12 protein-coding genes are annotated in these 14,051 nt (G+C 53.3%); all 12 read left to right on the top strand.

Translation table 11 applies throughout. The features are described 5' to 3' along the window. Positions 1–120: 120 nt before the first annotated feature. Genes AC1DOQ_RS18645 through AC1DOQ_RS18590 form a run of 12 tightly spaced genes read left to right on the top strand, consistent with a single transcriptional unit; the run spans position 121 to position 13,925 of the window. Positions 121–2,508 (top strand): polysaccharide biosynthesis/export family protein, encoded by a 2,388-nt coding sequence (locus AC1DOQ_RS18645; protein WP_477367502.1) that lies wholly within the window; start codon positions 121–123, stop codon positions 2,506–2,508. Between the two features lie 40 nt (positions 2,509–2,548). Further along, on the top strand, positions 2,549–3,745 hold the full coding sequence (locus AC1DOQ_RS18640; protein WP_477367500.1) for a GumC family protein: 1,197 nt from the start codon (positions 2,549–2,551) through the stop codon (positions 3,743–3,745). Further along, complete coding sequence (locus AC1DOQ_RS18635) at positions 3,746–4,741, top strand: 2Fe-2S iron-sulfur cluster-binding protein (protein ID WP_477367497.1); 996 nt, start codon at positions 3,746–3,748, stop codon at positions 4,739–4,741. 13 nt (positions 4,742–4,754) lie between these two features. Then, positions 4,755–5,528, top strand: coding sequence for a glucose-1-phosphate cytidylyltransferase (gene rfbF, locus AC1DOQ_RS18630; RefSeq protein ID WP_477367494.1), 774 nt, complete (start codon positions 4,755–4,757; stop codon positions 5,526–5,528). Beyond that, positions 5,510–6,598, top strand: a complete 1,089-nt coding sequence (gene rfbG, locus AC1DOQ_RS18625) for a CDP-glucose 4,6-dehydratase (protein WP_477367491.1) — start codon at positions 5,510–5,512, stop codon at positions 6,596–6,598. Before rfbF ends, rfbG begins: the two co-directional genes overlap by 19 nt. Positions 6,599–6,609: 11 nt before the next feature. Next, the gene (gene rfbH / locus AC1DOQ_RS18620; RefSeq protein ID WP_477367488.1) at positions 6,610–7,944 is read left to right on the top strand and encodes a lipopolysaccharide biosynthesis protein RfbH; all 1,335 of its coding nucleotides are present in this window, start codon (positions 6,610–6,612) and stop codon (positions 7,942–7,944) included. A 12-nt stretch (positions 7,945–7,956) separates the two neighbouring features. Beyond that, positions 7,957–8,781: a transketolase gene (locus tag AC1DOQ_RS18615; protein WP_477367485.1), complete on the top strand. Its 825-nt coding sequence runs from the start codon at positions 7,957–7,959 to the stop codon at positions 8,779–8,781. Then, positions 8,778–9,692 carry a transketolase family protein gene (locus AC1DOQ_RS18610; RefSeq protein WP_477367482.1) on the top strand — a complete coding sequence of 305 codons (915 nt, stop codon included), beginning with the start codon at positions 8,778–8,780 and terminating at the stop codon, positions 9,690–9,692. Before AC1DOQ_RS18615 ends, AC1DOQ_RS18610 begins: the two co-directional genes overlap by 4 nt. Continuing rightward, positions 9,679–10,677, top strand: coding sequence for an NAD-dependent epimerase/dehydratase family protein (locus tag AC1DOQ_RS18605; RefSeq protein WP_477367479.1), 999 nt, complete (start codon positions 9,679–9,681; stop codon positions 10,675–10,677). Before AC1DOQ_RS18610 ends, AC1DOQ_RS18605 begins: the two co-directional genes overlap by 14 nt. A gap of 8 nt (positions 10,678–10,685) precedes the next feature. After that, entirely contained in the window at positions 10,686–12,074 is a 1,389-nt protein-coding gene (locus AC1DOQ_RS18600; protein ID WP_477367476.1) for a hypothetical protein, read from the top strand. Then, positions 12,067–13,080 (top strand): glycosyltransferase family 2 protein, encoded by a 1,014-nt coding sequence (locus AC1DOQ_RS18595; RefSeq protein WP_477367473.1) that lies wholly within the window; start codon positions 12,067–12,069, stop codon positions 13,078–13,080. The genes AC1DOQ_RS18600 and AC1DOQ_RS18595 overlap by 8 nt, the downstream gene beginning before the upstream one ends. Beyond that, positions 13,077–13,925 carry a glycosyltransferase family 2 protein gene (locus AC1DOQ_RS18590; RefSeq protein ID WP_477367470.1) on the top strand — a complete coding sequence of 283 codons (849 nt, stop codon included), beginning with the start codon at positions 13,077–13,079 and terminating at the stop codon, positions 13,923–13,925. Before AC1DOQ_RS18595 ends, AC1DOQ_RS18590 begins: the two co-directional genes overlap by 4 nt. Positions 13,926–14,051 lie beyond the last annotated feature (126 nt).

Here is a 14,051-nt window from a genome sequence, read left to right as displayed (position 1 = left end):
CACCTCCATGACGACAAATGCATAGATCTGGTGACAACAAAAGGTTTCCCAACCATATTGCTGTCGGGTAAAATGACGGGCTGTTTGAGACGCGTCCACGCTCCACTCCTTCCAAGACCAATGTTCAAGTTCACCAAGAGTTTTACGGCCGTCGCGCTGGCCATGACGGCTATTGCCGCTTCCGCCCAAGAGGCGACCAACAAGGCTGACATGTTCGGCCAGGACACGCCGTCTACGCTCGGCGACTCGGTCAATGCCGCCGCGTCTGCCCAGGCACGCAAGCTGACCATCTCGAATGCGCCCGCAGGCCAGGCTGGTGCCCAGGCACTGAATCAGGCATATGGACAAGCCCAAGGCCAGGCCGGCCGTGGGCGTCCGGCAGCCAACGGCGCGCGGGAAGGAATGGATTCGCGCCAGCTGCAAAAGCAAATGGCCGATCAGAATGCGCCATTGAGCGAGTTCCAGAAATTCATTGACGATAATACCGGCAAGGTATTGCCGATTTTCGGTTCGGAATTCTTTGCCAATGCCCAGCCAACATTTGCACCGATCCAGAATTCACCGGTTCCAAGCGATTACCCGCTTGGTCCGGGTGACGAGTTGAACATCCGCGGCTGGGGCACGATCGATATTGATTTTCGCGCCACCATCGACCGTAACGGCACCATCAATATTCCGACCATCGGCTCGGTCGTGCTGGCCGGCGTCAAGGCCGGCGATGCCGAAACCGTGATCCGCAACGCCGTCGCACGCTTGTACAAGGGCGTGACGGTCAGCGTCAATTTCGGCCAGCTGCGCGCGATTACCGTGTACGTTGTCGGTCAGGCCAGCCGTCCAGGCACCTATACCGTGTCGAGCCTGTCGACCCTGGTGACGGCCTTGTTCGCGAGCGGCGGTCCGAACGCCAACGGCAGCATGCGCCGCGTGCAGGTCAAGCGCGGCGGCAAGGTCGCGGCGGAACTGGACCTGTATTCCTTTATCGCCAAGGGCGACAAGTCGGCCGACATCAAGCTGCTCGACGGCGACACCATCTATATCCCGCCGGCGGGTGGCTATGTGGCCCTGGTCGGCAAGGTCAACAGCCCGGCCATCTACGAACTGAAGAACAATAGCGACAGCATCGGTTCCCTGCTCGACTTCGCCGGCGGCCTGCCGGTCGTGGCCGATCCGCGCCGCGCCTATCTGGAGCGCATCGATCCGAACAAGAACCATCCGCGCAGCGTCGAGGAATTCGCGCTGAACACGGATGGCCTGCAGCGTCCGCTGAAGAACGGCGACGTGCTCAATGTGGTGTCGATCACCCCGGACTTCTCGAATGCCGTGGTACTGCGCGGTAACGTCGATCAGCCGGTGCGCGCGCCGTTCAAGCAGGGTATGCGCGTCAGCGACCTGATCCCGAGCCGCGAATACCTGATCAGCCGCGAATCGGTCAAGCGTCAGAATAATGTCGTGGCGGCGGGCGACAACGAAAAGGACACGACCGAGAACGCAGAAAAGATCGCCTCGCGCATCGGCAACCTGATCGCCCCGATCAACTGGGACTACGCGGTCATCGAGCGCGTCGACCGCAGCGACCTGAGCGTCAAGCTGATCCCGTTCAACCTGGGTGCCGTGTTCTCCAACCCGGCTGGTGCGGACAACGTCCAGCTGCAGCCGGGCGATACTGTCACTATCTTCTCGCAGGAGGACGTGGCCGTGCCGATGGACAAGCGCCAGGTGTTCGTGCGCGTCGAGGGCGAAGTCAAGGTGCCGGGCGTGTATCAGATGACGGCAGGCGATACCCTGCAGAGCCTGATCGCCAAGGCGGGCGGACCGACTGGCAACGCATATCTGTTCGGTACCGGTTTCTATCGTGAAGACGTGAAGAAGGAACAGGAAGCGAATTTGCAGCGTGCGGCGGACCGTCTGGAAGCACAGATTCGAAGCGAACAATCTACTCAAGCAGCGAACTTGCGTGCGATGAGCCCGTCTGATGCTGCTGCAGCCACTGCCCAGTTCGAAGCCGAGCGCCGCATTGCCGAAGAGAGAATCGCACGTTTTCGCAAGCTGCAGCCTACCGGCCGCATTGCCTTTGGTCTGGATCCTAACGAGCGATCGTTCGCGCGTCTTCCTCAGGTAACCCTGCAAAACGGCGATCGCTTGGTCGTCCCGTCGAAACCTGCTTTCGTTCACGTGTTTGGCTCTGTCAATGTCGAAGCATCTCCGCTGTGGAAACCAAACAGCCGAGTTAAGGATTACCTGAAACTTGCCGGCACTACCGTGGACGCCGATAGAGACAATGTATTCGTATTGCGGGTAGATGGCACTGTTGTATCTGCCGAGTCGCAGGGCTGGTTCTCGGGAAGAATTGGCGGTGTTGAGGTCATGCCGGGTGACACGATTGTTGTGCCAGAAAAGCTGGATAAGACGACTTTCTGGACCGCGTTTACGAAAGGCGCGCGTGATTGGACTCAAATCCTGGCAAATCTTGGCTTGGGTGCCGCCGCGATCAAGACCTTGCGGGATTGATTGAAAAAGCTGAGTAATTGAATACTGACTGATCATTGGCATGGCAAACATGGAAACGCATGTAACGGCATCAAACGAGCTCGATAAGACAGATACTCTTGGTTTTCTCGAAATCCTTATCATCATCGCAAAATACAAGAAAAAGATTCTTGGATTTACCCTGGTTATGGCTTTATTGGCCGCGATTGTCAGCTTCATTCTGCCAAACGTTTATCAGGCAAGTACAAAACTTTTGCCGCCACAGCAATCCCAGTCGGGCGCGGCTGCGCTGCTCTCACAGCTAGGCGGCATTGCCGGCGCCGCAGCTGGTGTGGCAGGAATCAAGAATCCGGCGGACCTCTATATTGGGATGCTTAAATCACGGACGGTCTCGGATAAAATCATAAGCCGCTTCGATCTAAAGAGCGTTTACGATGTCGATACGTTCGATAAGACACGCAAGAAACTCGAAGAGAGAACAGTGATCAACGTCGGGAAAGACGGCTTGATCATGATCGAGGTAGAGGACGAAGATCAGAGGCGCGTCGCTGCAATCGCAAACGCTTACGTCAGCGAATTGATGAACCTTACGAAAGTAATTGCGGTTACCGAAGCATCTCAGCGGCGCCTTTTCTTCGAACGACAGCTTGCCCAAGCTAAGGACAAACTTGCTGAAGCTGAAATGCGCTTTAAAAGCGCAATGGACAAGCAAGGTGTGATTAGTGTTGACGCTGACAGTCGGGCATTGCTGGAAACGATCGGTCGTCTGCGAGCTCAGGTTTCGGCAAAAGAAATACAACTGAATTCGATGCGCGCATTCGTAACGGCAACAAACCCTGAGTTTATTCGGGTTCAGGAAGAATTGACCAGTCTGCGTCAGGAACTTGGCAAGCTCGAAAATGGACGAGAAAAAATCGACGACGAAGGCAATAGCAAACAAGGCGGACTGCAAAACATTAAAACTTTGCGTGACGTAAAGTACTATCAAATGTTGTATGAACTGCTGGCTAAGCAATATGAGGTGGCGCGTCTTGATGAAGCAAAAGACTCGGCCGTCATTCAGGTTCTGGACGCCGCCATTGAACCGGAGCGCAAGGTAAAGCCAAAGCGGCTTCTGCTCGTCCTGGTGTCCGCCTTTGCTGCCTTGTTTGCTTCGACCATTTTTTATCTCTTCCTTGAGTCGTACAAGAGAATTGTCAGTTCGCCGCAGCAGTTCGCAAGATTTATTGAATTCAAAAAATTATTGTTTGGTAAGTAAATGTTGAGTATTCGTTTGGTTGATGGCCCGTCATTTACTGCGGATCCGAAGGAGTCTTTGCTGGATGCTGCTGGGCGGAATGGCATCGCAATGCCCTATAGTTGCCGGACGGGCCGCTGTAATACCTGCAAGTGTAAAGTGGCGAGCGGGGAAACGGAAATCTTGAATGAAGAAAGCGGCTTGTCTGAACTGGAGAAATCGGAAGGCTGGATCCTCAGTTGCGCCAGGACTGCGAAAAGTGATGTGGAATTAATTGTCGACGGATTGGAGTCGCTCAATTTGCCGCGGCCAATAACGCTGCCTTGTCGAGTGGCGGAGCTTACCCGCTTGCGTCAGGATGTCGTCAAGGTGACTTTGCGACTACCTCCGTCCAGCAACTTCGAATTTAATCACGGCCAATATGTTGAGGTTATTGGCCAAGGCGGTTTGCGTAGAAGCTATTCACTTGCCGGTATCAGCGCCGACCGAAAACTCATGGAGCTTCATATCCGTGAAGTAGACGGCGGGGCAATGAGCGAGTATTGGTTCAGAAACGCTAATCAGAATGACCTCTTGCGCTTTCACGGTCCACTTGGAACATTCTTCTTGCGCGATGTAAGTGGGCTTGATCTCGTTTTCCTGGCCACGGGCACCGGTATTGCTCCCGTAAAGGCAATGCTTGAAGGATTGGCTGGGCTTGATTGCCAGCTGCACCCCAATTCCATTAGTGTGTACTGGGGAGGGCGAACTGAGAGCGACCTCTACTGGGAGCTCGAGGAATCTCATCCGAACGTTCGATATATCCCCGTCTTATCGCGAGCAAATGAGCAATGGACGGGCAAGCGCGGGTACGTGCAAAACGCTTTATTAGACAACCAGACAGATCTGAACAAGGCCGTCGTTTACGCATGCGGCTCGGATCAAATGATTAACAATGCTCGCAACGTCTTAGTTAGCAATGGTTTGCCTCAGAACCGCTTCTACTCTGACGCGTTTGTTTGCTCATCTAAAACTTAATTACGAGGAAAAAATGAAAGCAGTAATTCTTGCCGGCGGCCTTGGCACCAGGTTGAGCGAAGAAACATCGACCCGTCCAAAACCCATGGTGGAGATTGGCGGAAAACCAATCCTGTGGCATATCATGAAGATGTATTCCAAACATGGGATTAATGACTTCATCATTTGCTGTGGTTACAAGGGCTACGTCATCAAGGAATACTTCGCTAATTATTTCCTTCACACCTCTGATGTTACCTTTGATATGCGTACGAACAGCATGCATGTCCACGAAAAGCGAGCGGAGCCGTGGAAAGTTACTCTGGTGGATACTGGGGACGAGTCGATGACCGGTGGTCGCTTGAAGCGCGTCGCTCAATACGTGAACGAAGAAGAGGCGTTCTGCTTCACCTATGGCGACGGTGTCAGCAATGTTGATATCGGCGCAACGATCGCCTTCCACCGTGAGCACGGCCTGCTTGCGACCCTGACCTCGACTTATCCTCCCGGTCGCTTTGGCGCCTTGGATATCAAAGGCGGTCGCGTGATTAATTTCAAAGAAAAGCCACGTGGTGACGGGGCAATCATTAACGGTGGCTTTTTCGTGCTGTCACCTGAAGTGCTTCGTTATCTGAAGGACGATAAAACCGTATGGGAACAGGAGCCCCTGATGGAGTTGGCACGGGAAGGGCAGCTCAGCGCCTATCACCACGATGGTTTCTGGCAACCGATGGACACCTTGCGCGACAAACATCTGCTTGACGAGCTCTGGGCGACTGGTAATGCCCCATGGAAGACTTGGGAATAATTGTGAGCAATAGTACCGAATTTTGGAATGGGAAACGCGTCCTCGTTACCGGACATACGGGCTTCAAAGGGAGCTGGCTGACACTATGGCTGCAGTCCATGGGCGCGGACATCTGTGGCCTTGCTCTCGCTCCTTCAACGACCCCCGATCTCTATACGTTGGCGAACGTGGGTAAAGGAATACGGAGTATCGAGGGCGACATTCGAAATTACGAAACGGTCGCGGCCGCGTTTGACAAGTTCAAACCCGAAATCGTTCTCCACCTGGCAGCGCAACCACTGGTCCGTCTTTCGTATGCGGACCCGGTCATGACCTATGCCACTAACGTCATGGGCACGGTACATGTGCTTGAGGCAGCGCGACACTGCGGCACGACGAAGGTAATCGTCAACGTGACCACAGACAAGTGCTATGAGAACAAAGAATGGCTGTGGGGATATCGCGAAGATGAACCGATGGGTGGACATGACCCCTACAGCAGCAGCAAAGGGGCGTCGGAACTGGTGACGAGCGCTTACCGCCGTTCCTTCTTCGACGTTAAGGGCATTGCGCTCGCCTCTGCACGTGCCGGCAACGTCATCGGTGGCGGAGACTGGTCGCAAGATCGACTGGTCCCTGATATTCTGCGGGCTTTCGAACAAAATGAATCCGTAGTCATCCGTAATCCGCTTGCAACCCGTCCTTGGCAGCACGTACTCGAGCCTCTGTCCGGCTATCTCCTGCTTGCGGAGCGATTGTTTACCGATGGGCCCGTATTCGCCGAAGGTTGGAATTTCGGCCCGGCAGACGATGATGCTCGTCCTGTGCAATGGATCGTAGAACATATGATCCAAAAGTGGGGTGATAACGCCCGTTGGCAATTTGACCAAGGCCGCCACCTGCATGAAGCAAACTACCTGAAACTCGATATCTCCAAGGCCAAAGCCAGACTCAACTGGAAGCCGAGATGGAGTCTAAGCACCGCGCTCGACAATATCGTCGATTGGCACCGTGCCTACCTATCGAATTCCGACATGCGAACCGTATGTCTTGAGCAAATTGAAAATTTCCAAAAATCAAGCCAAATTTAATTGAGATAAACATGACGACCATTCCAATCAAGAATTCTCTGGATTCCATTCGTGAAAAAATCGCCGGCCTAGTGCAAGAGTATGCCGATATCGCCTATGCTAACAAGCCATTCGTACCGGGTGTATCGCCTGTAGCAGTTTCCGGTAAGGTCATCGGCGCAAAAGAACTGCAGCTGATGGTTGAAGCAAGCCTTGATGGCTGGCTTACCACTGGCCGGTTTAACGCCGAGTTTGAGCGCCGTCTCGCCGAGTTCTTGGGCGTGAACCATGTTTTGACTGTCAATTCGGGCTCGTCCGCCAACCTGGTGGCGTTCTCGACGCTTACCTCGCCGCGCCTGGGTGATCGCGCTATCAAACAAGGCGATGAGGTGATTGGTGTCGCTGCCGGCTTCCCGACTACGGTCAACCCCATCCTGCAGTTTGGTGCAGTCCCGGTCTTTGTCGACGTCGATCTCGCTACCCACAATATTGATGCTTCCAAAATCGAACAAGCGATTACGGAAAAAACCAAAGCGATCATGCTCGCGCATTCGCTTGGCAACCCCTTCAACCTCGAAGTCGTTGTCAAAATTTGCAAAAAATACAATTTATGGCTTGTCGAAGATTGCTGCGATGCGCTGGGCGCGACCTACAACGGCCAGCTCGTGGGCACATTCGGCGATATCTCTACCCTGAGCTTCTACCCGGCGCACCACATTACGATGGGCGAAGGCGGCGCCGTATTCACCAATAACCCGGAACTGAAGCTTATCGCCGAATCGTTCCGCGACTGGGGGCGTGACTGCTATTGCCCTCCAGGCAAGGACAACACGTGTAACAAGCGCTTCTGCTGGAAGCTGGGCAATCTGCCGGAGGGGTACGATCACAAGTACACCTACAGTCATCTTGGCTACAACCTCAAGATCACCGACATGCAGGCGGCATGCGCGCTTGCTCAGCTCGACCGCCTGGAAGAATTTATCGCAAAGCGCAAAGAAAACTTCGCTTATCTGCATGCTCGACTGAAGAGCTGCGAGCAGTTCCTTCACCTGCCAGAAGCCACGCCGAACTCGGAACCTTCGTGGTTCGGTTTCCCGGTTGTTCTAAAAGAAGAGTCCGGCATCAAACGTGTCGACTTGTTGAACTTCCTGGACCAGAACCGTATCGCTACCCGTCTGTTATTTGCCGGCAATCTCACCAGACAGCCGTACATGATCGGTCAAAATTATCGTGTCAGCGGCGAGCTGACCAATACCGATATCGTCATGAACCAGACGTTCTGGCTCGGCGTGTTCCCCGGACTGGAAAACGAACATCTGGATTATGTGGTCGAAAAACTGGAAGAGTTTTTCGGCGTCAATTTCTAACCAGGATGTGGCATGAACCTCAACACTGAATCGGATTTCGATTCGAGAAAGTTGCGCAAGACCGTACTGCAGATGGCGATGGCCGGCTCGACGGTTCATATCGGCTGCGCGTTTTCGATCATTGAATTGCTAGCAGTCCTCTATCGAAACCATATTCGCTACCCTGGTAATGACCCTCAAGCGATCGACCGGGATTACCTTGTCCTTAGCAAGGGTCACGGCGTCATGGCGCAATACGCTTGCATGTACGAGAAGGGATGGTTAAGCGCCAACGATCGCGATAGCTATTTTTCCGATGGGAGCGAGCTAAAGGGACTATCCGATTCACGTGTTGCGGGTCTAGAGGTAACTTCGGGGTCCCTGGGGCACGGCTTCTCGGTGGGTGTCGGACTGGCTTTTGCTGCGAAACTCAAATCGAACGACCAGCGTACTTTCGTGCTCGTCGGCGATGGCGAGCTTAATGAAGGCGCAATCTGGGAAGGCGCACTGGTGGCTGCACATCATCGCCTGAAAAACTTTGTCGTACTGGTTGATAAAAACGGTTTCCAGGCAATGGGATCTACCGACACCGTGCTCAATCTTGGTGCAATCGAGGACAAATTCGCGAGCTTCGGTTTTGAATGCCTGGTCGTCGACGGTCATGATGAATGCGCAATTGATTTGGCGGTGAAGCAGCTGTTGATGAGCGAGTCAGATGCCCCAAAGGCCATTATTGCCAATACGACCAAAGGTAAAGGCGTGCCTTTCATGGAAAATAACAACATGTGGCATTACACCCGGCTGAATCCCGAGACGTATCAGGCAGCTTTGGATGCCGTTGCTGGAGAAGGTGTATGAGGGCGGCATTTTCTGAAGCACTGGTCCGATTGGCCGAAGATCCAAAAGTTCTTTTGCTGACAGGCGATCACGGCTACGCGTTGTTCGACGATTTTCGTCGTCAACGACCCAAGCAATATATTAATGCTGGTATTGCTGAACAAAATATGGTCGGTATGGCTGCAGGGCTTGCCAAGGCCGGTTTCATTCCGTTTGTCTATGGATTGAGTGCGTTCGTGCCGATACGTGTTTTGGAGCAAATCAAGCTTGACGTCGCGCACGACAGCCTTCACGTTGTCTTGCTGGGGGACGGCGCCGGATTCGTGTACAGCCATCTGGGAACCAGTCATCAGTCGACAGAAGATATCGCCGTGACGCGCGCGGTTCCCCAACTTTCAGTCTATTCGCCTGCGGACCGCTTTGAGCAGACTTTATGCATGGATTGGGCGTACAACGCGAAGTCGTCGGTCTATCTTCGCATGGGGAAGTCCGACCGTGGTGACGTTCATGCTGCCGCCTTAAATGCCGGGCTCGGCGACCTGCTGCAAGTCAAGACGGGCGTAGCTGGTGCAATGACGTTCGTTGCCACTGGTTCGATGGTGAGGACCGCCCTCGATCTTGCAATTGAGGCATACCCTGAAGCCAGGGTATGGAGCGTTCCGTTTATCAAACCAACGGATCGGACGCTCCTTGCCGAAATTTGCGCCGACAGCCGTGCGGTCGTTACTTTCGAAGAGCATTCGACAATTGGCGGGCTCGGTTCGCTGGTCTGCGAAATTGCTGCAGAGTCCAGCCCGGTGAAGATTTTGCGTATCGGGGTAGACGATCGCTTTTCGCACTACTGTGGAAGTTATCAATACCTTCTGAAAGAACATGGTTTGGACGCTGCAAGTGTTCGGACCAAAGTAGGAGCGTTCGTTGAGCGTTTGTAATCGTGATTCCCTGTTAGGTGCCTACCTGGACAGGCGCCATATTTTTGTAACCGGCGGAACGGGTTTTGTTGGCCGTTCGCTGCTGGACAAATTCCAGGGAATTTACGGCACAGGCGCCGAATTTAATGTGTCTGTATTGTCTCGTAATCCCGACGCGTTTTTGCGATCCTACCCTCAATATCAGAACAGCGAATGGCTGACGCTTCTACGGGGCGACCTTGAGTCGTTGTCCCTGGAAGTGTCTGGTTACACGGATGTGATCCATGCGGCAGCGGACACCCACTTGATCGGTAACGGTGCAAGGTGGATCCGCCAGATCGTGAACGGAACTGAGGCGGTACTCGAATTCGCTGCTCGCAACGGAGCTGAACGGTTCCTGCTAACCAGTTCCGGAGCTGTGTACGGCCAGCAGCCGGCCGACATGTCGCATCTATCGGAACTCAGTGCCAGTGCTCCTTCTACGACCTCACTCAAAAGCACCTATGGACAGGCGAAGCGCGTCGCGGAACAGCTGTGCACCGTCTTCTGTCATGAGCACGGCCTGGACACGGTCATCGCGCGGTGCTTTGCATTCGTCGGCAAACATATTCCGCTCGACGGTCCATACGCGATTGGCAACTTTATCCGTGATGCGCTCTCGGGGRGCGACATTCGGGTGAAGGGCGATGGCACTGCGATTCGGAGCTATTTATCTGGAAATGATATGGCTGACTGGCTGTTGACCTTGCTGGTTCGAGGCCAGGCAGGGGAGGCCTACAACGTTGGCTCCGATATCCCGGTCTCGATGGCTGCCCTTGCGGATCTGGTAAGGCAGCTGATACGACCGACTGCGAACGTCGTTGTCGAAGGGACGCCTGACGGCAACCCGCCCGCAAGCTATGTTCCGTCCATAGAAAAGGCGAAGACACTCGATCTGTCGGTCTGGTCGTCTCTGGAGGAATCGATCATTGCCGCGGCCGGTGAAATCACCCGAGTTGCTGCTTAAGACTGAAAATGGGTTTTATCTTGGATATTCCGCTGCGCGCTCGTGCCTTGTTTTTGATCGTCATGGACTACTGCGGCAATAAGCTGGGCCTGAACTACAACGTACTGACCACTTTGCTGTTTCGCGGCTGGTCCATTGCCGCGGGAGGTGCGACCTTACTTCTGTTGCCGACCTTTCTCGATGCCACAGAACAGGGTTATTACTATACTTTCACCTATGTTCTGGCCTTGCAGATTTTTTTTGAACTCGGCTTAAACCAGGTAATAACCCAATTTGTCAGTCACGAGGTAGCGCATGTGGAGATGCAGCACGATAGTGCGAGCGGACCGGGCCACCACATCGATCGCCTGAGTTCCCTGGTGCGTATCACCCGCAAATGGTATGTCATCGCAGCAATATTTTTTGCCGTGGTAGCCGGTGCGGCCGGCTTTGTTTTCTTCAAGAGCAAAGGGAATTTAGCGGTCTCAGTTTGGGGCGCAATATGGTTGGTGCTCATTGTAAGCACGGCTTTCAATCTTCGCCTTAGCCCATCCTTAGCACTGCTTGAAGGTTGCGGCCGTATTGGTGACGTGTCGAAAATGCGACTGCAACAATCGATTCTCGGCTACATGGCCCTGTGGCTTGCTCTGGCATTGCATCTTGGCTTATGGGCAGCAGTCGCGATTCCGGTTTCGACCTCCTTCTATAGCTACCTCTGGCTGAAAAAAAATGGCAAAGTCTTGAGTTGGTTTGCCGGGCGGGACAGTCAGGGACCAACGCTGGATTGGCGCCGCGATATTCTGCCTATGCAGTGGCGCATTGCCGTCAGCTGGATGGCCGGGTATTTCCTTTTCAATTTATTTACACCGATCGTGTTTGCCCAATGGGGAGCAACGCAAGCGGGAAAAATCGGGCTTGCGTTGGCCATGTTTTCGGCAGTCTCTACCGTCGGAATGAGCTGGGTTAACGCGACCGCTCCCAGATTAGCGATGCACATCTCGCGCAAGGAGCGGCCTGAGTTGAACAAGCTCTTCATGAGTGTTCTCAAAAGGTCGACCTCCGTGACTTTGTTGCTCTGTGCCGGGTTAATCCTGCTTGTGCAGTATTGCACTGTATATGGAATGCACTTCATTCAACGCATTCCGACTGTCGATACATTGATCTGTCTTGCATGCGTAACGGTAGCAAACTCAGTCGTGTTTTCATTTGCACTCTATATGCGGGCACATAAAGAAGAGCCAATGCTTGCGATCTCGCTCGGGTCGGCGCTGCTGACGCTCTTGGTGATTTATTTCGGCGCTCGTATCAGTATTGTAGCCATGATGGGCTTGTATGCAGCAGTAACCGTATTGGTAACCCTGCCGTGGACTACATTTGTTTTCCTTAAATATTTTAATAGAGTCGATGTCAATGATTGAGCGCGCAAACGACGTTGGAGCACACACTGACCGCTCCGCTGTCCTCTTGAGTATCTGTATCCCTACGTTCAACCGCGCTCACACTTTGGGTCGACTTTTATCCGCGCTCTCCGAGGAGTTTCAGGCGCCCAAAGTTGCTCAGCGCGTCGAGATAATCGTCTGTGACAACGCGTCGACTGATGACACGGAATCACTGATTGAGCAGGAAGTTGCCAAGGGCCTTCCAATTACTTATTTTCGACAAGAGTCGAATCTAGGATTCGGAAAGAATCTAAACAAAGCAGTAGCACTGGCTAACGGGCAGTACTGCTGGCTGATGGGCAGCGATGATATTCCTGCACCGTCCGCACTATCTGCCGTGCTGGAGCGTATGGCCGACCGGCCCGACATCATGATTGGCAGCGTCCTGACAAACGGGCGCATACGTCAATTCCTGGAGCCCGGCGAAGATTCGATTGAACTGCAAACCAGGAAAGACACGGAAGCATTCATAAACCGATGCGCCGAGATATCGTCTCTTTTCGCCTTCATGAGTGCGCTAATCGTTCGCCGCGATTACTGGAATAAGCCCCAGTTATCGCAGGACGTGATTTCTCACCCGTATACACACCAATTGAGGATTTTCTCGGCGATAGCGATGAGTAGCACTCGCATCGGAGTGGTCCGGGAGCCCATAGTGGTTACCGGAGATGAGGGTAACGAATGGGATGCGCAGGTCGGAAAGCATTTTGAACTGGATTGCCGGACCCTCGAGCTGATCAGCACGACAATATTCAGCCGCGACCATGGCATCTTCCGCGCTCTCGGAGGGGTATTCCGACGACAGTACGGAACGAGCAAATTCATCAGGTCCAGAGCCTGTCTTAACCGATCGCACTGGACAAAGCTCGTTCCTGTTTTGGAAAACTGGGGTTATCCGCGATCATTGTTAAGAAAGCCGATCTATGACGGCGTGATATTTCAGTTGTATCGCATTTTAAAAGTAGCCAAGCACAGCCTGAAATGAGCGATAAAAAATACAAATTTAGTCTGGTACTCGCCACTCTCGGGCGGCGCGACACAGTCGACCGGTTCTTGCAAACAATGGCAGACCAGCAGTACGCGCTTCAGACTGTACAGATTATTATTGTCGATCAAAATGGCAGTGACTTGCTCGATAACGTGATAGCCAGGCATGCTAGACGTCTCAATCTGGTCCATATCAGATCAGCCAGGCGTGGGCTGTCGCTCAACAGGAATATTGGTCTGGACCGCGCGGAAGGCGAGATCGTTGGTTTTCCAGATGATGATTGCGAATATCCTCGGGACCTTCTGAAAACGGTCGAGTCGACCTTCAACGCTACCGGCGCCGATCTGCTTCTCGGGAAAATCTGGGATCCGCAGCTCGATAAACCAGCTATCAGAAGTTGGCCGGATAAATTCCAGTCCCTTAATAGCTTCAATTTCTATCGACTTACCTCATCGATCACACTTTTTACGAAGAATGTAAATCATCGGTTTGACGAGCGCTTCGGGCTGGGTGCACAGTTCGGATCGAATGAAGACGTAATTTTTGTATATTCGCTGCTGCAAAATGGCCTGGTCGGATGTTATGAACCATCGATCCGTGTGTACCACGAAGATCAGCCAATGTCAGCTTTGAACGAAGAAAAAGTAGCTGGTTATGCGTTTGGCTTTGGAAAGTTTGCACGAGAATACCTTTCGCTTCCGGTGCTTGTGATCTTCGCCTCGTCGCTAGCTTTTCAGATGCTGCACGGTCTGAAAGCAATTTGTTTATTTGATCCGAAAGCGGCCAGGCTCAGGGCGGCTTCCTTGGGTGCCCGGTTTCGAGGTTTCCTGTCGCGGGCGTAGTCTGCATCGTCAATGCACTAAGTACTTGCCCATAAATAAATGTGTTTTTAGCTGCCAGAACCGGCGCGTTGCTGCGTTGGCTCCTGCTTGCAGTGCTCGCACTGCGGCGCACTCGCCGCCTTGCAC

The organism is Massilia sp. 01N417 (assembly GCF_056399645.1).
Note: the sequence above shows the minus strand (reverse complement) of the source record. Positions and strands in the feature narration are given on the sequence as shown.